General features: G+C 62.8%; 22 protein-coding genes and 1 riboswitch. Of the genes, 14 read left to right on the forward strand and 8 right to left on the reverse strand.

Going from position 1 to position 19,696, the window contains the following annotated elements; genetic code table 11:
* Positions 1–120 precede the first annotated feature (120 nt).
* Positions 121–1,236: a sulfate permease gene (cysP, locus tag AC27E8_RS02665; RefSeq protein ID WP_487099370.1), complete on the forward strand. Its 1,116-nt coding sequence runs from the start codon at positions 121–123 to the stop codon at positions 1,234–1,236.
* Here cysP and AC27E8_RS02670 read toward each other — a convergent pair.
* A complete protein-coding gene (locus AC27E8_RS02670) occupies positions 1,233–1,640 on the reverse strand; it encodes a hypothetical protein (RefSeq protein ID WP_487099369.1) in 408 nt (135 codons plus the stop codon). The two genes, cysP and AC27E8_RS02670, sit on opposite strands and share 4 nt — an antisense overlap.
* Before the next feature lie 166 nt (positions 1,641–1,806).
* On the opposite strand from AC27E8_RS02670, the gene metA reads away from it, so the two are divergent.
* The 3 genes from metA (at position 1,807) to lgt (ending at position 4,099) form a co-directional block, all read left to right on the forward strand.
* A complete protein-coding gene (metA, locus tag AC27E8_RS02675) occupies positions 1,807–2,742 on the forward strand; it encodes a homoserine O-acetyltransferase MetA (protein WP_487099368.1) in 936 nt (311 codons plus the stop codon).
* Positions 2,743–2,876: 134 nt separating this feature from the next.
* Positions 2,877–3,188: an aspartyl-phosphate phosphatase Spo0E family protein gene (locus AC27E8_RS02680; protein WP_041695287.1), complete on the forward strand. Its 312-nt coding sequence runs from the start codon at positions 2,877–2,879 to the stop codon at positions 3,186–3,188.
* An 89-nt stretch (positions 3,189–3,277) separates the two neighbouring features.
* Entirely contained in the window at positions 3,278–4,099 is an 822-nt protein-coding gene (gene lgt, locus AC27E8_RS02685; RefSeq protein WP_487099367.1) for a prolipoprotein diacylglyceryl transferase, read from the forward strand.
* A gap of 73 nt (positions 4,100–4,172) precedes the next feature.
* Here the strand turns inward: lgt and AC27E8_RS02690 are convergent, their stop codons facing one another.
* Positions 4,173–5,648, reverse strand: a complete 1,476-nt coding sequence (locus tag AC27E8_RS02690) for a Ppx/GppA phosphatase family protein (protein WP_487099366.1) — start codon at positions 5,646–5,648, stop codon at positions 4,173–4,175.
* Between the two features lie 178 nt (positions 5,649–5,826).
* Here AC27E8_RS02690 and AC27E8_RS02695 point away from each other — a divergent pair, with 178 nt between their 5' ends.
* On the forward strand, positions 5,827–6,027 hold the full coding sequence (locus AC27E8_RS02695; protein WP_008337062.1) for an alpha/beta-type small acid-soluble spore protein: 201 nt from the start codon (positions 5,827–5,829) through the stop codon (positions 6,025–6,027).
* Positions 6,028–6,080: 53 nt separating this feature from the next.
* Here the strand turns inward: AC27E8_RS02695 and AC27E8_RS02700 are convergent, their stop codons facing one another.
* The 4 genes from AC27E8_RS02700 to AC27E8_RS02715 form a co-directional block, all read right to left on the reverse strand.
* Complete coding sequence (locus AC27E8_RS02700; protein WP_487099365.1) at positions 6,081–6,749, reverse strand: haloacid dehalogenase type II; 669 nt, start codon at positions 6,747–6,749, stop codon at positions 6,081–6,083.
* Positions 6,750–6,765: 16 nt separating this feature from the next.
* Positions 6,766–7,539, reverse strand: a complete 774-nt coding sequence (locus tag AC27E8_RS02705; RefSeq protein WP_487099364.1) for a 7-carboxy-7-deazaguanine synthase QueE — start codon at positions 7,537–7,539, stop codon at positions 6,766–6,768.
* Positions 7,527–7,994, reverse strand: coding sequence for a 6-carboxytetrahydropterin synthase QueD (gene queD / locus AC27E8_RS02710; protein WP_041695286.1), 468 nt, complete (start codon positions 7,992–7,994; stop codon positions 7,527–7,529). Before queD ends, AC27E8_RS02705 begins: the two co-directional genes overlap by 13 nt.
* Before the next feature lie 124 nt (positions 7,995–8,118).
* On the reverse strand, positions 8,119–8,502 hold the full coding sequence (locus tag AC27E8_RS02715) for a winged helix-turn-helix transcriptional regulator (protein ID WP_014464815.1): 384 nt from the start codon (positions 8,500–8,502) through the stop codon (positions 8,119–8,121).
* A gap of 119 nt (positions 8,503–8,621) precedes the next feature.
* Between AC27E8_RS02715 and cobT the strand changes: the two genes are divergently transcribed.
* Both cobT and AC27E8_RS02725 read left to right on the forward strand, forming a co-directional pair.
* Entirely contained in the window at positions 8,622–9,713 is a 1,092-nt protein-coding gene (gene cobT, locus AC27E8_RS02720; RefSeq protein WP_487099363.1) for a nicotinate-nucleotide--dimethylbenzimidazole phosphoribosyltransferase, read from the forward strand.
* Positions 9,710–10,285 carry a cob(I)yrinic acid a,c-diamide adenosyltransferase gene (locus AC27E8_RS02725; protein WP_487099362.1) on the forward strand — a complete coding sequence of 192 codons (576 nt, stop codon included), beginning with the start codon at positions 9,710–9,712 and terminating at the stop codon, positions 10,283–10,285. The genes cobT and AC27E8_RS02725 overlap by 4 nt, the downstream gene beginning before the upstream one ends.
* Positions 10,286–10,368: 83 nt before the next feature.
* On the opposite strand, the gene AC27E8_RS02730 is transcribed toward AC27E8_RS02725, so the two are convergent.
* On the reverse strand, positions 10,369–10,905 hold the full coding sequence (locus tag AC27E8_RS02730) for a hypothetical protein (RefSeq protein ID WP_487099361.1): 537 nt from the start codon (positions 10,903–10,905) through the stop codon (positions 10,369–10,371).
* A 96-nt stretch (positions 10,906–11,001) separates the two neighbouring features.
* A riboswitch (cobalamin riboswitch) is annotated at positions 11,002–11,204 on the forward strand.
* A 93-nt stretch (positions 11,205–11,297) separates the two neighbouring features.
* Here AC27E8_RS02730 and AC27E8_RS02735 point away from each other — a divergent pair.
* Genes AC27E8_RS02735 through AC27E8_RS02745 form a run of 3 tightly spaced genes read left to right on the forward strand, consistent with a single transcriptional unit; the run spans position 11,298 to position 14,064 of the window.
* Positions 11,298–12,281 (forward strand): ABC transporter substrate-binding protein, encoded by a 984-nt coding sequence (locus AC27E8_RS02735; protein WP_487099360.1) that lies wholly within the window; start codon positions 11,298–11,300, stop codon positions 12,279–12,281.
* Positions 12,278–13,294 (forward strand): FecCD family ABC transporter permease, encoded by a 1,017-nt coding sequence (locus AC27E8_RS02740; RefSeq protein ID WP_487099359.1) that lies wholly within the window; start codon positions 12,278–12,280, stop codon positions 13,292–13,294. Before AC27E8_RS02735 ends, AC27E8_RS02740 begins: the two co-directional genes overlap by 4 nt.
* Positions 13,291–14,064: an ABC transporter ATP-binding protein gene (locus AC27E8_RS02745; RefSeq protein ID WP_487099358.1), complete on the forward strand. Its 774-nt coding sequence runs from the start codon at positions 13,291–13,293 to the stop codon at positions 14,062–14,064. Before AC27E8_RS02740 ends, AC27E8_RS02745 begins: the two co-directional genes overlap by 4 nt.
* On the opposite strand, the gene AC27E8_RS02750 is transcribed toward AC27E8_RS02745, so the two are convergent.
* Positions 14,033–14,710, reverse strand: a complete 678-nt coding sequence (locus tag AC27E8_RS02750; RefSeq protein ID WP_487099357.1) for a TIGR00266 family protein — start codon at positions 14,708–14,710, stop codon at positions 14,033–14,035. The genes AC27E8_RS02745 and AC27E8_RS02750 overlap by 32 nt on opposite strands.
* Before the next feature lie 206 nt (positions 14,711–14,916).
* On the opposite strand from AC27E8_RS02750, the gene AC27E8_RS02755 reads away from it, so the two are divergent.
* The 4 genes from AC27E8_RS02755 to cydB all read left to right on the forward strand — a co-directional run bounded on the left by AC27E8_RS02755 (position 14,917) and on the right by cydB (position 19,688).
* Complete coding sequence (locus AC27E8_RS02755; RefSeq protein ID WP_487099356.1) at positions 14,917–15,408, forward strand: MarR family winged helix-turn-helix transcriptional regulator; 492 nt, start codon at positions 14,917–14,919, stop codon at positions 15,406–15,408.
* Positions 15,405–17,024 (forward strand): MDR family MFS transporter, encoded by a 1,620-nt coding sequence (locus AC27E8_RS02760; RefSeq protein WP_487099355.1) that lies wholly within the window; start codon positions 15,405–15,407, stop codon positions 17,022–17,024. Before AC27E8_RS02755 ends, AC27E8_RS02760 begins: the two co-directional genes overlap by 4 nt.
* A gap of 231 nt (positions 17,025–17,255) precedes the next feature.
* On the forward strand, positions 17,256–18,641 hold the full coding sequence (locus tag AC27E8_RS02765) for a cytochrome ubiquinol oxidase subunit I (protein ID WP_487099354.1): 1,386 nt from the start codon (positions 17,256–17,258) through the stop codon (positions 18,639–18,641).
* A gap of 33 nt (positions 18,642–18,674) precedes the next feature.
* Positions 18,675–19,688, forward strand: a complete 1,014-nt coding sequence (gene cydB / locus AC27E8_RS02770; RefSeq protein WP_487099353.1) for a cytochrome d ubiquinol oxidase subunit II — start codon at positions 18,675–18,677, stop codon at positions 19,686–19,688.
* Positions 19,689–19,696: the final 8 nt, after the last annotated feature.

Below are 19,696 nucleotides of genomic sequence, written 5' to 3' on the forward strand. Positions count from 1 at the left end.
AGATCGACTGCGGCCCATTGCATAAGAAAAACCGTTCTGATACACTAATTCCGACTTAATAATAGTGATTACTATGTTTTGGGCGCCGGCGAGTGGCGAGTATAGAAAGAGGGATGCGGGATGGTTTTAGCGGCGTGGCTCGTCGCCATGTTTTTCGCAGCCAATATTGGGGCGAGCGGTACGGCGGCCTCCATGGGCGCCGCGTACGGCGCCGGGGCAATCCGACGAAAGTGGATGGCGCTCTTTCTCGTCTCCGTGTTCGCGTTCCTCGGCGCGACCCTGGGAGGCGGCAGGGTCGTTTCCACCATCTCGAACGGGATTGTTCCGTCGCAGCTCGTGACGGTCGAAATCACGCTGATTGTGCTGGCCGCCGCATGCACCACGCTGTTTATCTCGAACGTGGTCGGCGTGCCTTTATCGACGAGCGAGGTGACGGTGGGAGCCGTGGTGGGGGCGGGACTCGCGGTCGGGCACGTGCACGCGGGTCGACTCGCGTTCATCGTGTCCATGTGGCTCGTGGTCCCGTTTTTGTCGATGATCCTTTCGTATCTGCTAGGTCTTATCGCGCGCAGGCTCGATCCGTGGGTCGCGAGGCGCGGGCGCGCGGTGGCAGTGGCTCTACAGGTGGTTCTTCTCGCTTCAGGATGCTATGAGGCATTCTCCGCTGGCATGCATAACGTCGCGAACGCCGTCGGCCCGCTCGTCGCATCGCATGTCCTGACCGTACACGCAGGTCTGTACTGGGGGGCGCTGTTTGTCGCCCTGGGCGCGTTTGCGCTCGGCGGGCGCGTGCTTGAAACCAACGCCAAGCGGATCACGGACCTATCCGTCCTGCAGGGCATCGTGGTCTCCATGACCAGTGCGAGCCTTGTCCTGGCTGCCGCCCTCGGAGGCATCCCTGTGCCGCAGGTCCAGGCGACGACACTCGCCATCTTCGGCGTCGGTCAATCGCACATGGGATTCGATGTGTGGCGCCAGAAGGTGGTTCGGACCATTCTCAAGACGTGGCTCGTTTCACCGCTCGTCGCGATGCTCGCAAGCTATCTGGTCATTGAGGCGGTGGTGATGGGCTCGTACGTCCCGCTCGTCGTGTCGGCTGGATCCGTGATCGTCGCGTGGCTGTATTGGAGCATGCGGCCGCAGCCGGCGCGCTGTGCGGCACGTTCGCGAACCTCGTCCTGGATGGCAGAGGCACTTCGGAAGGGCCGAGCCGCGGATCGCCACGACACCGTCTAGGAAACCGATGTCGCGCGTAAACCGCCCACAAAAGCTAGCCCGCTCGACACTGCGATGGGCAGGAGCAAAAGCCATGCGATGTGAGCTGGCATGTTGCCGATGAGAAAAATGCCCATGGAGATGCCCATAAACACCTCCATCATGAGCTCGGACATTTCGAGAAATGAGCGCGGGCGAAGCGCGATGAGGCCCGCCAGGCAGCCCACCGCGGTCGCCGCAGTTCCCCCCATCGCTTTGCTCCGGCAGGCGAGTTCCACGGCGAGCTGTACGGCAAAGGTCAGCCGCATGAGGTGAGCGGGCGAGAAGCTCCATCCCGCGAGCGGGCCTCGCCCAAGTCGCCGAGCGCTTTGGAAGACAGCGAAGCCCTCCATCCAGAGGACCAACAGCACCACCGCAAACAACACCGGACATCCCCCCTGGCTTATGAATAGGGTATGATGGCGCATGGTGCCTGAGACCCTCGCTTTGCTGCCGTCAAGGCCTGTGCTACACTGATGGCGTTGCGCTCAGGGGTGCGTGTCGCCACGCAGGCCAAAGACAGCGCGAAGATGCGGAAAGGTGGGGGTCAACATGCCCATCAAAGTTCCGGACGATCTGCCCGCAAAAGAAATTCTCGCGGCCGAGCAGATCTTTGTCATGGGCTACCAGCGGGCGTTTACACAGGACATCCGTCCTCTCAAAATCTTGATCCTCAACCTCATGCCGAAGAAAGAGGTCACCGAGACGCAACTCCTTCGCCTGCTCGGAAATTCGCCGCTGCAGGTGGAGGTTACGCTTTTGCGCATGCGTTCCCACGTGTCGAAAAATACATCAGCTGAGCATCTGGAGATGTTTTATCAGACGTTTGATGAGGTCTCCGAGCAGGCGTTTGATGGCATGATCATCACGGGAGCTCCCGTTGAGCACCTGCCCTTTGAAGAGGTGACCTACTGGGACGAATTGTGCGAGATCCTGGATTGGACGCGATCAGCCGTGACGTCCACCTTGCACATCTGTTGGGCGGCGCAAGCGGGCCTGTATCGGCACTATGGCATTCCGAAACGGCCGCTTGCGGAGAAGTGTTTCGGGGTGTTCGAGCACACGGTTGATCTGCGCTGCGACCTGACGCGAGGATTCGACGATCGCTTCCTCGCGCCGCACTCCCGCCACACGGACGTCGCCATTGAAGACGTCGCGCGCGTGCCCGAACTGCAAATTTTATCCACGTCGCCAGAGGCTGGCTTGTATCTCGCGGCGACGCCGGACGCAAGCCAGATTTTTGTGACCGGTCATCCCGAGTACGACGCGACGACGCTCGCAGAGGAGTACGAGCGGGACGTCGCGCGCGGAATGGAAATCCAGTTGCCGAAGAACTATTTCCCAGGCGATGATCCCACCCAAACGCCGCTCAACCGCTGGCGAGCGCACGCCAACCTGTTGTTCGCGAACTGGCTGAACTACTGCGTGTATCAGGTGACGCCGTACGATCTGAGCGGCCGCGTCCGCAAGCGCCAGCCTCAAGCGTGACGGTTTCGACACATTCTCTCGCAGATCGACAAAATCGCCACGATTTTGTCTACATTGCTCGGCGATCGCGTCCGACGGACGTCGTATAATGGTGAGCGTTGGTGCTTGGCTGTCGTTTGGGGTAGGGGGATCGTATGTCAGAAAAAGAACAGACCACGGACCTCATTGAACATCTGCGCAAGAAAATGATGAATCAGGCCGTCGAGGCTTGCAGCCTGCAGGACAGCGAAGTCATTCGACTCAGCCAGCTTTTGGACCTTCATCTCGTCGCGCTGATGCGCCTCCAGCTTGCCGGCGAAGCGCAGATGCCCGTACACTGTGAGGCGCAAGGCCACTTGCCGCCCGCATCGGGCGAAGGGCCGAGGTCGGAACGTTCGCGCATCCGCTTGCACCGCAGGCGCTTCCATGTGATTGGCCGGGCGATGGACACCACCGGCTGGTCGTAAGGCGCCTCGTTGACGCGCTGGCCGTGAACCGGTAGGCTGTCTACAGAGCCCATTGGGCAGATGTTCATGGCAAAGGATGTGCAGCGTCGGTGCACTCGTACTGGTTCTTTATCGGCTCCTTCCCAGTTCGCTCGTATAGCACGATCTTTGCGCTCGCGTTTTTGCTCGGTCTCGGCGTAACGCTGTATCTCGCCAAAATCCGCGGCAATCCGGGAGACGCGGACCACTGGTGGGGGCTCGCGCCTTGGCTTCTCGTGGGCGGCATCGTGGGCGCCCGCTTTTGGCAGGTTTTCTTTTTCGACTGGGGCTACTATTCGGCGCATCCCGGGCAGATTGTCCAAGTGTGGAACGGCGGCCTGTCGATTCAGGGCGGAATCGCGGGCGCGCTGGTGGCGGCCATTTGGTATCTGCGCCGACACCGACTGAGCTTCTTGCATTTTGCGGATATTGCCACGCCGGGCATTCTCTTGGGGCAGAGCATCGGGCGGGATGCCGACTTCATGAACGGCAGCGCGTTCGGCGCGCCCACGCACAAGGGATTTGGCGAGGTCTATCCGCCGGGCACGCTCGCGTATGAGACCTATGGAAACCAGCCGCTGTGGCCCGCAGTGACGTGGGAGGGCATGGTGGACGTCGCCCTGTTCGCGCTGTTGTTCGTGATCTTACAGCGCAAAAAGGGCTGGCCCCTCGGCTTTCCGTTTGCCTACTATCTCGTGGCGTACAATGCGTGCCGCTTCTTTTTGGAGATGTTGCGCGGGGACTCTCCACGCGGCGTCTTCGGCTGGGATGCCGCACAGTGGACGGCGCTCGTGTCGGTCGCGGTGGGGCTGGGGCTTTTGGTTTGGGTGTTTCTGAAGGAGAAGCGAAAGACGCCGCTCGGCGTCCCCGAAGCCACGGGCGAGGACAAATGAAAAAGGCGGAGCCCCTATCATCGGGCGCTCCGCTTTTGTTTTGGGCTTAATGTGGGGTTGAGCGCGTTCCCGCTCAGCGCGCGGACGTCAGCGCTGCGGATCCCGTCTCGCGAAAGCTGCACGTGATCTGAAGCGCTTTTCGGATGTCGTCCGCCACCTTCGCATCCGCCGTGTCCTCCGCGATGTCCTGAATCCTGCGGCGGGTTTCAATTTGAATCTCGCCGCCTTTGCCCCTCGACACCTCGTGCGGCTCGACGCCGAGTTCGAGTGCGAGCCATCTCGCGAGGCGAAGCAATAGGGACAGTTTCTTGGCGCGAGGATCTCGGTGATCAAAGCGGACGACCTGAGCCACGAGCTGCCATTCGGCGGGTCTGAGTCCATACAGGTCCGAGTGAAGCACCAGATACGCGGCGTGATCGCGCCATCGCTCGGGATGGACAAACGCGCCCGCGCCTTCGAGCTGAGCGGCCGTCCAAAGCACCAACCTGTCGCTTTGGTCGAGATGGAGACGCGCTGACAACTCCGCCCCGAGCCGCATGGCCATGTCGGCAACCGCGCTTGCCGCGGCGCGATCGATCCGAAAGTGGCTCTGGAAATTCCGGATACTGAACTCCAGCACCGAGGGCACCACAGGATTGGCGGATCCGAGCAGACGTTCGAACAAAAGCCCTTCTCGGATGCCGCACCGGCTGACGAAGACCGATGGGGGCTTCAGGGTTCGCACGAGCGTCGCCAACACGGCTAGCCCCGTGGTGATGATTTCCGCCCTGTGCTTCGCGATGCCTTTCATCTTGCGCCGCTTGTTCACGCTCATCTGCTGAAGTTGCTTGAGCTTCACCTCGACGTACGAAGCGGGGAGCTCAAAGCCGTGCAGCCGCGGCGTCTTCCGGTGTGTTTCTGCCAGAAACAGTTTTGCCAACGCGCGCGCAGTTCCGCCGAGTCCAATGAACGGAAGGAGTTCGCCCTGGCGCACCCACGCGTGTTCCGCGAGCGCTTCCGCTGCTTGGTCGCTCGCCATTCTGACGCAAGCCTGTTCGCCGTATCGGCCGAACATCTCGCGGAGGTTAAGCGCTCCGTAAGGCAGGCTCGTCGCGCGGATCAGCGCGCGGTCCCGCATGAGCGCGATCTCGCTTGACGCTCCGCCGATATCGAAAATGACGGCATTTTGCACCGGCATGGTGTTGACCACGCCAAGAAATCCATACCGCGCTTCCTCTTCGCCCGTGAGAATGCGCAAGCGGAGGCCGGTCTCCTCTTCGATCTTCTGCTTCACGTCGTCACCGTTCTCAGCCTGGCGAAGTGCCGCCGTCGCAACCGGCATCCATTCGTCGACGTCGTGCAACACGCCTTGCCGCACGAACTGGCGCAGGCAGACGATGGCGCGTTCGACACTCGCGTCCGTCAGGCGGCGGTTCCCTGTCATGCCTTCGGCCAGTCGGACGTTCTGCTTGACTTCATACACGGGGCGATACGATTCCCCGTCGATCTCGAAAATGGACATTCGGCACGAGTTCGATCCGAGATCGACGATGGCCACGCGATTCGACATCGGTTCTTCTCACATCCACCGTTTCGCGATTTGACTTCATTTCAATCCAATGTACAGCCTCTGCAAGGCAATCGCAACGCCAGCCGAGTCAACATTTGGCGCGCCGGGCGGAGCATACGGTCGAATGGCCCGGTCACACTACAGGTGTCATCACCACCACATGAGGAGGGAATGCAAGATGGCAAACAACTCGGGTAGCAATCGCACGCTCGTTCCGCAGGCTTCGAAGGCGCTGGATCAGATGAAGTACGAGATCGCGACGGAGTTCGGGGTGAATCTTGGCCCGGACACCACCTCTCGCCAGAATGGTTCGGTGGGTGGCGAGATCACGAAGCGCCTGGTGGCGTACGCGGAGCAAAGCCTCGCGGGCCGCGCGTAAACACGCGGCGAACGAGAACGAGCTGCCAACGGGATGTCCGTTGGCAGCTCGTTTCATGGTGTCCGGATGGAGGAGAGGAGATGGGGGAGCTCGGCCATCGACCGAATGGCCGCGCTCGGCGCGCGCCCGTAGGGAAGTGTGCCGCCATCGGTTCGGCGGAGGAGACAGGCGCGAAATCCGAAGTGTTCCGCGGCGGCGGCGTCCCAGTCGTTGCTCGACACGAACACGACGTCCCGCTTTTCCGCTTTGAGCACTTGAAGCGCATGCTGATAGGCGCGGCGCGCAGGTTTGTAGGTACGAACGGGATCCACGCTCACGACGTGATCGAACGCAAAGAGAAGGCCGTGCCGGGACAACGCCGACTGGAGCGCGCGCAGCGTGCCATTCGACAGGATGGCAAGTCGCTCGCCGCGAAGCCCCTGAAGGCCCTCTGCGACGTCGGGGAACAGAGGCAGGAGGTCTTGCGCACGGGCGATTCGCTCCACGGACTCTGACTCGAAGCGCCCCTGCAAGACGTGCGCCACCGCGTCGCGCGTCACGCGGTCGAAGTCGCGATACGTTTCGGTGAGCGCCGCATGCCACGCCAGTTGAACCTGGACATTGCGAATGTGGGCCGCGAGTTGGGGGGCCTCATCCGCTGGGATACCTTCCTTCATCAGAGCCTGCGCCATGCCACCGTGCCAGTCGAAGAGCGTTCCATAGGCGTCAAACAGGACGAGCACAATCCGTCCTCCTTCTCTAGACCCCGCGCGCGTTTGGGTCCCAGATGACCTTGTGAAGCTGCAGGTTCAGCTTCACGTCGCGCAGGCGATGCTTCAGGATGAGCGCCACGAGATCCCGAGGCGGCATGGTCTCCCACACCGGGCTCATCAGGATGGTGGCTCGCGTGGGATAGGACTCCATAACCTCTAGGGTGCGCGCGAAGTCGCGTTCGTCGGCGATCACGAATTTCACCTCGTCTCGTTCAGACAGGGACGTCAGGTGCTCGCCGATCATGCGGCCCTCTTCTCCGCTCGCGGGCAGCTTGTAGTCCACGATGAACCGCACCACCTCGCGCAGGCGCGCCGACGCGTCGCGAAACCGGACGTACGGGCGCACGTCGATGGCGCCGTTCGTCTCGATGTGCACGTCTCGAACCCACTCGATACCCGCGATGGCCTCAATGAGCAACTGCGACTTATGCCGGTGAATGAGGGGCTCGCCGCCCGTGAGGCACACGTTCGGCCAGCCAAACGCCTCGACCTGCTTAGCGATCTCCCGAAGCGTCGCGTGAAAGGCTGGGCGCTCCGGCGCATAGCTGTACGGCGTGTCGCACCACGTGCAGCGCAGATTGCAGTGGAACACCCGCACGAAGGTCGTGGGGAAGCCTGCCCGCGTTCCTTCTCCTTCCACGGTCTCGAAGATCTCGACCATGGGCAGCGAGAGTTGGCCGGGATCGCCGCGCTTGGCCTCTTCGTAGGCGTCCTCCCACGGCGCGCGGAAGGAGGCTCCGGCGGCCTTCACGACATCCACGCCCGTTCCAGCGACGCCCGACTCGTCGGCGTCTCGTACAGCTCGAGCCGCTCGAGCCTTACGTCGCGATCTCGCCCGTACGCCTCAAGCGCGCGCTCGAGCTCTTCCCACATCCAGACGATCATGTTTTCCGCCGTCGTGTTCATTGGCGGCAGGACCTCGTTCAGGTATTGGTGATCCAGTCGGCGCTTGATGACGTCTTCGAAAAGGCGCTTGAGATCGCCAAAGTCCACGACGATGCCGATGTCGTTCACGCGCCCGCTCACGGTAATCACGAGCTTGTACGTGTGACCGTGAAGATTGGCACACTTCCCGTCGTAGGCGTGAAGATGATGTGCCGCGTCGAACGTGAACTCCTTTGTCACGGCCACACGGCGGTCGTGATATTTTAACTGCGATCTGTCAATATCGGAGCCGAGCACCTGCAGGCGGCCCGGAATACCATACGCGCTCACGCGTCTCACTCCTCGCAGAACTCCTGCCATGTTCGCCGCCGCGAGACTTCGCTCACACGACAGAGGCTGCCCCACGGGCGGATGCCCTGGCGACAGCCTGCGCGAAAACTCTGTGATGTATGCTCTACAGTGCGCGATCCCGCGACGAACACTTGTATCGGCGCTGATATTCATCGCAATCCGAGTCGGTGACCCACTCGTCGCCCCACTTTTGCACGGCTTCCATGACCGGGCGAAGCGCCTCGCCCTTTGGCGTCAACTCGTACACAATACGCACGGGCGTTTCCGCGTACACCCGCCGAACGACCAGCCCGGCCCGTTCGAGCTCTTTGAAGCGCTCGGCCAACATGCGGTCGCTCATGTTGGGAATCATATCCGAGATATCTTTAAAGCGCTTGGGCCCTTCGAGCAAGACGCGAATGATGAGCCCGGTCCAGCGCTTGCCGAGCAATGCAAACGCCCATTCGAATCGGGGGCAAATCTGCTCATGGTTGCCCATGACCATCATCTCCCTAAGCTATTCTAGCACAATTCCAGCGAAACTCGCACATCATCTGCCGATTTCGCGATCGGCGTTGCACATCCCAGTGCGTTCTGGTACATCGGAGGAAGACGTCCAGCGGAGGAGTGGAGATCTTGGCGCAAAGGGACCTGCATTTGCCCTCGCCGCGCCACGTCCATGCGTCGTGGCGGGCGAAGCTTCAAGCGCGGCTCGACGCGCTCGCCAAACCTACGGGCAGTCTCGGCTCCCTCGAACCCGTGCTTTGCGACATCGCGGCCATCCAGGCCACGGAGCATCCGCGCGTCCGCCGCCCGTTCTTTCTGCTGTTCGCGGGCGATCACGGCGTGGCCAAGGACCGCCCCATCTCGCGCTACGGCCAGCACGTGACGGAGGAGATGGTGAACCACATCGCCTCCGGCCGCAGCGTGTCCACGGTGTTGGCGAGATCGTTTGGGGTCCCTTGGCGCGTCTACGACGTCGGCATGGTGTCCACGCCCAGCCATCCGGACGTTCGGCGGAGCAAGGTGGCCGCCGGCACTCGCGACTTCACGCGCGGGCCAGCGATGACCCTCGACGAGTGCGCGGAGGCGATTCGGATTGGCATGCAGGCCGTGCGCGACGCGCGCGAGGACGGCGCGGATCTCGTGATCCTCGGCGAGATGGGCATCGGCAACACGACCGCGGCCAGCGCGCTCTCCGCTTGGCTCCTCGGCGTCGATGTCGATCTCGTCGTCGGGACGGGCACGGGCATTCGCGAGCAGGCGCTCGCCGAGAAGCGCCTCGTGGTGCGCACCGCACTCACCGTATGGGGCGAGCGCGAGCTCTCGTTTCCGGCGGGTGACGCGCGCTGGCTGGCCGGGCTCGCGCACCTGGGCGGCCTGGAGCTGGCGTCCATCTGCGGCGCCATTCTCGAGGCCGCCGCCATCGGGCTGCCGGTTCTCCTGGACGGCGTGCTCGTCGGCGCCTGCGCCCTGTGGGCAGAACGCGCGCGCCCCGGCGTCCGCGATTTTCTGATTGCGGGCCACCTGTCGCCGGAACCGGCGCACGCGCTCTTGCTCGGCGAGCTCCGCAAGCGTCCCCTGCTGGACCTCGGCCTGCGCGTGGGCGAGGGCTCGGGCGCGCTCATGGCGTGGCCCATCCTGAGGGCGGGGCTCGACGTGCTCGAGGGCACCGCGATGTTTTCGGAACGAGCAAGGTCAGGGAGGGATGTCACATGAGGCTGTACACGCGCGGGGGCGATGGCGGCACCACCGCCCTCATCGGCGGCGAACGCAGGCACAAGGGCGACAGGCGCATCGAAGCGTACGGCGCGGTGGATGAAGCGTGCGCGGCGCTTGGGCTCGCCGCGAGTCTCATGCAGGACGAGCAGTTGTCGGACATGCGCCGTCTCGCGGTCTGGTTACAGCAGCGTTTGTGGGACGTGGGTGCGGATTTGGCGGCACCGCCTTCCGCAAAGGATTACGTGCCGAAGGTCGATCCGTCGTGGGTGGACGATCTCGAACCCCTCATCGACAAGTATCAGGAAGAGGGGCCGCCGCTCACGCAGTTTGTGTTGCGACAGGGAAGCCCTGCGGGGGCGGCGCTCCATTTGGCGTGCACGGTCGTCCGGCGTGCGGAGCGGGAGGCGTGGCGCCTCGCCGCGCAGGAACCCGTGCCGGAAGCGGCCCTGCGCTTTCTGAATCGCCTGTCGGATCTGTTGTTTGTCATGGCCCGCGCCGCAAACGCGCGCGCAGGCGTGGACGAGATCGCGTACGAGCACAGCCCCGTCGTCTTTCGCGACGGCAAGTGACGGACCGGCGCGCCAGGACACTTCCCTGGCGCGCGTCAAGGTTTAGGTCGCTTCCGCCCGAGGTTTCGTATCCGACCGAGGATTCAATGCGCCAGCTGGAAGTCGCGCTGCCAGCCGCCGTCCATCAGCCAGGTGTACAGCGGCGCGGACCTCAGGTACCACGTGCGCGATCCTTCGGTGAACGTCACGACGTCTGGCACGTGCTGGATGTCCTTGGACAGCGGTTCGCCCCGGCCTGAGAAGTAGGTGGTCGGCATCAGCGTGGCGGTTGCGCCGGACGCGAGTGTGAGGAACACCTCAGGCGGATCGATATTGGCGTTCACAATGATAGGTGGGCCGGGAAGCTTCGGGATGTTCACCTGCACGGGTCGGGCCTGCTTCATCCATTTCGCGATTTCCGCCTCGACTTGGGCGGGGTGGATGGGCTCATACCTGACTCCCGCCAGGCCTGCGGTGATGGACACGCTGCGCATCTCCTGCGCCGCAGGAATCGGCGGATGGGAAGAAGATGGGCTCACGCTCGCTCGGAGGGGCCCCGAGCTTCCAGAGCCGACAGCCGCAGCCGCGACAGGGGCGCTCGTGGCGAGGCAAGCGGCAAGCAACGCGACCTTTCCCCACATGCGCATGACCTCCTTTTTTTTTCTGGAGACGTGTGTCAACCGCATTGTGTGACACGCATGCCGTTTGACAAGCCATCCGCCCGCATCTACGATGAAACTCGATCCATGTCGCTGGGTGCTTCGCGCGGCAACGCGGCGAAGAGAATAGGGAAGCCGGTGAGAGTCCGGCGCGGTCCCGCCACTGTGAACAGGAAAGCGGGCTCTATCGAGCCAAGCCGCGACGCCACTGCCGTCTGGGTGGGAAGGCGCGCGGACGAAGACCTGTGAGCCAGGAGACCTGCCCAGCGACACGCGGGCGCCCTTCGAGGAAAGGCGCGTGCACGCGCGCGGGCATTTACGTCCGCCATTTCTTCGAATGGGACCGCTCCACGCACAGATTGGGGGGTCCACACGTGTTGAAACGTCCGTTGTTCCAAGGAACGGCGCTGGCTGTGGCGCTTGCGCTCGGCGCCACCGTCTCAGGTTGCGGCACGCCGCAGGCCACGCAAAACAGCCTCACCACGAATTCGAGCGCAGCGTCTGCCATCTCGTATCCCATGACCGTGAAGGACGACATGGGGAACACCGTCACCCTGAAACACCAGCCGATGCACATCGTGTCCGGTTCGGAGGGCACAGACGAGATCCTCGTGTCCCTCGTCCCTAAATCTCGCATTGCGCTCGTGACGACGATGGCGTCCAATCCCGAGTACTCGAATGTGGTCGCCCAGGTCAAGGGGATTCCCGCTTGGAGCGGGGACGACCCAGAGCAGGCGCTGGCCGTCCATCCCGATCTCGTCCTGGAAGCGGGCTACGTCACGAAGACCGTGCTCAATCAACTTCACCAGGCCGGCGTACCCATGTATGTGTTCAGCCTGAATGACTTCAACTCCATCGCCGACATCGAGCGGAACATCCTGACGGTCGGCCGCCTCGTCGGCGAGCCCGCCAAGGCCAATGCGGTCGTCGCCAACATGAAGCAAGACATCGCACAAATCGAAGGCGCGGTTCAGGGCCAACCGCGGCCCACCGTTCTCGACTACGGCTCGTACGGCTATACGGCCGGGCGCGACACGACCGTCGACGACATCATCCGCGACGCGGGCGGCGTGAACGTGGCGCACATCTTGAACGGGTGGCAGAAGATCACGGACGAGCAGATTGTCAAGTGGAACCCGGACGTGATCATCGACTCGTCCGACGACGCGGCCTTCCTGAAGAAACTCGCCTCCGATCCGGCGCTCCAGTCGGTCACCGCGGTGCGCGAGCATCACCTGTACGCCATCAACAGCGCCGATATCTCCTCGGTGTCACAGTATGTCGTCCGCGCCGTGTACGACGTCGCGAAGGTGCTGCATCCCACAGCACACCTGAAGGCGCCGAAGGTGATGGCATGACCAGGCGCCGCGCCTGGGCCTTTGGAGCGCTTGCCTTCACGCTCCTCGCCTCGGCCGCGCTTGAAATCGGCATCGGGCCTGTGATCATCCCCTTTTGGCAGATCCCGGCCGACACGTGGGCGTACTTCGCAGGCCATCGCGGTCTTGATGCGGTGGTCGTGGGGGCCATTCGCTGGCCTCGGCTCGTCGTGGCCGTGTTGGCGGGATCCGCGCTCGCGCTCTCAGGGGCTGTGCTTCAGGCCATCCTGCGCAACCCCATGGCGGACCCGGGCGTCATCGGCGTGTCGAGCGGCGGCGCGCTCGGGGCCGTGATCGCCGTCTCGACGGGGCTCGCCGCGCGCACCCAAGTGGCCACGCCCGCCTTGGCCTTCGCTTTTGGCCTGGCGGTGGCTGCTATCATGTACCGGCTTGCGACGAGCGCGCGGCGCACCGACATGTACCGGCTGCTTCTCGCGGGCGTCGCCCTGAGTTCGCTCTGCAGCGCCATCATCACGGCCATCCTCGACCTATCCCCACTCCAGGAGATGCAGCAGATGATGTTTTGGCTGTTCGGCGGCCTGGACGGATCGAACTGGACGGAGGCCGCGACGGTTGCGGCCGTCAACGCGCTAGCCATGCCCGTCTTTTTGCGCCTCGCCTTTGCGTACGACATTCTCACGACGGGCGAGGAGCACGCGGAGGCGGTGGGCGTGGACGTGGAGCGCATCAAGCGCGTATCCCTCGCCGTGGCGGCGCTCATCGTGGCGGTGGCCGTGAGCACGACGGGCGTCATCTCGTTTATCGGCCTCATCGTGCCGCATATCCTGCGGCGCCTCATGGGCCCGAATCACCGGCCGCTCCTCGCCGCATCCGCCCTGGGCGGCGCAGTGCTGCTCACGCTGTCCGATCTCGTCGGCCGGACCGCGGTTCAGCCGGCGGAATTGAACGTCGGCATTGTGACGTCGTGCCTCGGCGTGCCCTTTTTTCTCTACCTGTTGTACCGACATGGCCGTGGAAGGGACGCGGGCCTATGATCCAGATCCAGCATCTCGACTGCCATCCCATTCTGCGGGACATCTGCGCGGAATTTGTCCCAGGTGAAATGGTGGGCCTGGTGGGCCCCAACGGCGCGGGCAAGACCACGCTCCTGCGCGCGATGGCAGGCGTGCTTCGCCCGACGGGCGGCGCAGTTCAGGTCATGGGCGAGCCCGTCCATGCGCGCGAACCCAGCTGGCGCGCTCGCCGCGTGGCGTATCTGCCGCAGTTTCTCGCGGACGACATTCCCTTTACCGTGCGCGAGTTTGTCGAGATGGGGCGATACAGCCACGCGCCGCGCGGTGTGCTTGGCAGGGGGGACGCGGCCGCGGTGGACGACGCGCTCGCCGTGATGGGGCTCGTGGGGTACCAAGACACGCCGCTCGCGAATCTTTCCGGGGGCGAGCGACAGCGGGCGGCCATTGCACGCTGCCTGGCCCAGGAGGCGCCGATTTTGCTCCTGGACGAGCCCATCGCGAGCCTCGACATCCATTATCAGCTCGACATCCTGGCCAGGCTGCGCGCCCTCGCCGGGGAAGGCCGCCTGGTCATCATCGCCCTTCACCATCTGGAACTCGCTCTCGCTCACTGTCACCGCACGGTCTGCCTGCACCGTGGCCGGCTGGTCGCCGACGGATCGCCCGACGAGGTGTTCACGCCTGAGCTTCTGCGCGCCGTCTTTCGCGTGGATGCGCGCCCGTTTCGCGATCCGCACACGGGGGCCGTGCGCCTCAGCGTCAGCGCGGCGATCCCCAGTACTCCTGAATGATGTGGACCAGATTGTGCACGGTGACCGAGTGCAGCCACACGCGCCCCGGCCCCGTCAGCTCCACCAGGAACAGCCCGTCTCCCGAGAACAGCATGTTGGCGACGCCCTGCATGAGTTGGACGCGGTAGTCGATCCCGTCGGTGAACGCCGCGATGTGGCCGGGATGAACGAGGAGGCTCTCGCCCCGGGCGAGATCGCGCTCGACGATCTCGCCGTCAATCGAAAGAAACGCCATCCCGTCGCCTGCCAGGTGGGTCAGCGCCAGGCCGTTGCCGCCGAGAAACCGGCCGATGTTGAGCGTGACTTCCACGCCGTAGTCCACCGTCGATTCCGCGCAGAGAAAGCTGTGCCGTTCTGCGATCACGCGTCCATATTGGCGCAGCGGCAGCGCGAGGATGTGCCCAGGCATGCGCGTGGTGAACTGCACCACGGATTCGCCTCGCGCTGCGCGATAGTAGGTGAGAAATACGCTGTTGCCGCTCAGCGCCCGCCGAAACATGCCGGCAAGGCCGCCCGGCGCCCGCGTCTCCATGTACGTGCCGGGCGTCATCGAGAGCAGGCACCCCGCCTCCGAAAACACGCTTTCTCCCGGTTCGAGCCGAACCTCGAGAGTCTGCATGGTGGTGCCGTGAATGTGGTAATCCATCGGCCATCCTCCCATCCCCACGCGCTCGAGCGTGGCCGCAATTCCGTTTGGGCCATCGTACCATAGGCGGGGCGCGATGCGTGTCCGATCGCGTCGACTTGACGCGATCGCGAGACATTTATACAATGTAAATGTTAAACGGTAGAAAGATTAGCTCGTTATAAAGATTTGGCGATTTGAACGATTGAACATCAGGAGGATCGCGGATGAGAGGGGACATGGATGCGCTGACCCAGCGGTTTGCACAATCGCTCGGCGTACTGGCGCAGGAGTTCGGCCCGCATTTGCTGAACCGCCTGCACACGGGCCTCACCGCGGGTCAGTTTTTCACCATGCAGATGATCCGGCGCGAAGGGCGGCTCAAGGTGTCGCAGCTCGCGGAGCGGCTGGAGGTGACGCCGAGCGCCATCACCGTGATGATTGACCGCCTCGAGCATCACGGCTACGTCTCTCGGGTCCGGGACGAGGAAGACAGGCGGGTGGTCGTGATTGAACTGACGGAGGCCGGGCGCGCCAAGCTCGCCGAGGTGGAGCAGGCGTGGTTCGAGATGATGCGGCAGATGGTGTCGCGGATTGAACCTGGGGCGTTTGAGCAGTGCGTCTCGGCGCTTGAGACCATGGTTGCTGCTGCGAAGCAGCTACGGATCCAATCGTGCGGCGAATCGTACGGGGAAGAGACTCCTCGTCAGGAGGTATGAACTTGAGCGCTTCGTATGAGGTGCAGAGGACGAATCAGATCACCGGGTCGCGCAAGTGGTGGGCGTTTGCCACCGTGCTCGTGACCATGTTCTTCTCGTCGCTGGATCAGACCGTCGTGTCCACGGCCATGCCGACGGTCATCAGTGACTTGCACGGGCTGAACCTGTACACGTGGGTGTTCACTGCGTACATGATCACGTCGTCCATCACGGTGCCCATCTACGGAAAGCTGTCGGACGTGTTTGGGCGTAAGCCGTTTTATTTGTTCGGGCTCGTGATGTTTGGCATCGGATCCGCCATCTCGGGCCAGGCCCACAGTATGTTGGAACTCGTCTGGGCCCGCGCGGTGCAAGGCGTCGGCGCTGGGGCCATGATGAGCATGCCGCGGGCAACCATCGGCGACATCTTCTCGCCGAAGGAGCGCGCGCGTTGGATGGGCGTGATGATGGCTGTGTTTGGGCTCTCGAGCATTGTCGGGCCGGCCATCGGGGGGTTTATCACAGACAACTGGTCGTGGCGATGGGTGTTTTACGTCAATCTGCCGTTTGTCGTCGTCGCCATCGTCGGCGTGGTGTTCGCGCTGCCCACGGTTCGGACCAAGGATCAGGTCAAGGTCGATTGGCAGGGGGCGGCGCTCCTCACCGTCGGACTCGTGCCCATCCTTCTCGCGCTGACCTGGGCGGGGAGCAAGTATCCGTGGGGATCGCTTGAAATCGTCGGCATGTTGGCCGGTGGTGCGCTGGTCCTGGTGGCGTTCGTCTTCTGGGAGATGCGTGCGCCGGATCCGCTCGTCGCGCCGTGGCTGTTTCGCAACCGGGTGTTCACCACGTCGCTCGTGCTGCAGTTGCTCGTGGGCATGGCGATGTTCGGAAGCCTGATGTACCTGCCCATTTTTGTGCAGGGCGTGATCGGCCTGAACGCGCAGAACAGCGGTTGGATCATGACGCCGATGATGGGCGGGTTCATGGTTGGGAGTATGGTTTCTGGACAGGTGATGTCCAAGACGGGGCGGTATCGCTATGTGGCGTGGCTTTCGGGCGCCGTCATTGTCGTGGGTTCCATCCTGTTGAACCGAATTGACGTGCACACGTCGTGGCCCACCATCATGGTGGACATGGTCGTCCTGGGCCTAGGCATTGGCGCCTTGATGCCGCTCATGAACATGGCGGTGCAAAACGCCTTTCCGTATCGCGTGATGGGGACGGTAAACGCGAGCCAGCAGTTCGTGAGTTCGCTCGGCGGCGTGATTGCGTCACCCGTGTTCGGAACGGTGCTGAACCACGCGTTTTCGCGCAAACTTGGCGAATTGCTTCCGCCTTCTCTGTCGACGATGAAATCGAACATGGGATCGCTCAACCCGCAGGCGCTGCTCACGTCGCAGGCGCAGAAGGCGATTGCTGCCGAATTCGATCGGCTCGGTCCGGCCGGTGAAGCACTGTATCACCAGCTGATGCAGGCCGTCAAGCTGTCGTTGACCTACGGGATCCAACAGCTGTTCTTGGTCGGGTTGGTCTTTTCCGCGCTCACGTTCATCGGCACGTTCTTCCTGCCGGAAGTGAAACTGAAGGGCGAGGAGTATTTTCGCAGCGAAGAGACAGAGGAACACGCGGGATAAGCCACGGCGGACGATGCCGCTCGAAGGGCTCAAGGAGGGGCCTTCGAGCGGCTCTTTTTTTGGGGGACTAAACCATAGAAGGGCCGTTACAAACTGTTCAAGCTCGCGCCGCGGTTTGTTCAAAAACCTGCACGCAGAGCGCATTTTTTTCGAAGCGCATGGTGATACGATCCAGATGTAAGGAGCGCTCCAGATTTTCACTCGTGATCACGAGTCTAAGGGGGAGAGCACATGCCGAGTGAAGTCGCGTTGGCGCGATGGCAGTTTGGCATTACGACGGTGTACCACTTCTTCTTTGTCCCGGTGACCATCGGTCTCGTGTACCTGATTGCCATCATGGAGACCTTGTACGTCGCCAAAAAGGACGATCGTTACAAACAGATGGCCAAGTTCTGGGGGAAGATCTTTCTCATCAACTTCGCGGTGGGCGTGGTGACGGGCATTCTGCAGGAGTTTCAGTTCGGCATGAACTGGGCGAACTATTCCCGCTTTGTGGGCGACGTGTTTGGTGCGCCGCTCGCGATTGAGTCGCTGCTCGCATTTTTCCTCGAATCTACGTTTCTCGGCGTCTGGATGTTCGGATGGGATAAGCTCTCGAAGCGCATGCACGTGGCGTCCATCTGGCTGGTGGCCATCGGGACCACGCTTTCGGCGTTCTGGATCCTGACCGCGAATGCCTTCATGCAGCACCCGGTGGGCTACACGTTGAAGGACGGCCACGCAGAGATGTCGAGCTTCGGGGCGCTCATCACTAACCCGCAGCTCTGGTACGAGTTTCCGCACGTGTTTCTCGGGTCGCTCGTGACCGGCGCGTTCGTCGTGATGGGCATCAGTGCGTATCAACTGTTGCGCAAGCGCCACATCGAAGTGTTCCAGCCGAGCTTCGCGATTGCATCCATCGTGGCCGTGGCCGCGAGCTTTCTCGTGATGGTCGTCGGGCACGAGCAGGCGCAGTATCTCCTCGTGTCCCAGCCAATGAAGCTGGCGGCTTCGGAGGCGCTCTGGCAGACCAGTGGCAGCCCGGCCCCGTGGACGCTGTTCGCCATCATCCACGCTGGCGCGCACAAGAACACGTGGATGATTCAGATCCCGTACCTCCTCAGCGTGCTCTCTTACAACCGGTTGTACGGCAGCGTGCCCGGCATCCTCGAGCTCCAGCAACAGATGCAGGCGAGATATGGCGCGGGCAATTACATTCCCGACGTCCCGGTGATCTTTTGGAGCTTCCGCATCATGGTCTTCGCCGGTGCTCTGATGTTCCTCGCCTCCGCATGGGGCGTGTGGCGGATCATTCGCAATCGATTGGTTCCTAGCCGGCGCTACCTGAAGTGGATGCTCTGGGCCACGTCCTTGCCCTTCATTGCGAACACCATGGGCTGGATCATGACCGAAATGGGGCGGCAGCCGTGGGTGGTGTACGGCCTGCAGCTGACGCGAGACGGGGTGTCACCGACCGTGTCCGCGGGCGAGGTGCTCACCACGCTCATTGTCTTCACGGTGCTCTACGGTCTTCTTGCCGCGGTGGACCTGTTCCTCATCGCGCGCGTCGTGCGACAAGGGCCGGTGGAAGACGATCACGGCGATGAATCCGAGTCGCTTTCGCCGGTGGCGCTTTGATAGGCGTGCGACGAGCCTTAGGAGGTGCGCGAGATGACGCTTGAATCGTTCTGGTTTGCGATCATCGCCGTGTTGTTCATCGGTTTCTTCTTCCTCGAGGGCTTCGACTACGGGGTGGGCATCCTGGTCCCGTTTCTCGGCAAGACGGATAAGGAACGCAGGCTGCTCATCAACACCATCGGGCCGTTCTGGGATGCCAACGAGGTGTGGTTCATCACGGCGGGCGGGGCGATGTTCGCCGCCTTTCCCGGCTGGTATGCCACGCTGTTCAGCGGATTTTACATGGCGCTCTTTCTGCTCCTGGTGGCGCTCATCGGGCGAGGTGTCGCCTTCGAGTTTCGGAGCAAGGTGGAACATCCGGCTTGGCGGAGGTTCTGGGACTGGGTCATCTTCGGCGGCAGCCTGTTGCCACCACTCCTTTGGGGCATTGCCCTCGCCAACATGATGCACGGCGTCCCGATTGATCAGCACAAGAACTACGTCGGATCGTTCTGGGATCTCATCAGCCTGTACTCCGTCCTGGGCGGGGTGAGCATGACGCTCCTCTTCGTTTTGCACGGGGCGCTCTTTATCTCGCTCAGAACGTCCGGCGTGCTGCAGGAGAGGGCTCGTGCCGCCGCCATGGCCGTGGGCGCCTGGGCGACGGCGCTCACCTTCCTGTTCGTCGTGCTGAGCTATCTCGAGACGGACATGTTCACTCGCCGAGGCATCGACCCGGGCGTCGTGCCCATCCTCGCCGGCTTGGCCCTGTTCTCGGTCCAGTTCTTCATTCGCGCAAAGCGGGACGGGTGGGCGTTCTTCATGACGGGGCTGACCATCGTTCTTTCCACCATCACGGTGTTCATGGACCTGTTCCCGCGGGTGATGGTCAGCTCGCTGAACCCGGCCTGGAGCCTGACGATTTACAACACGGCGTCGAATCCGTATTCCCTGAAGGTGATGACCATTGTCGCGCTGACGGTGGTGCCGTTCGTGCTCCTGTACCAGGGATGGAGTTACTGGGTGTTCCGGAAGCGTCTGTCGAGCGATCATCCGCTCGAATACTGAGGAACGAA

Source organism: Alicyclobacillus sp. CIJ1 (genome assembly GCF_057538885.1).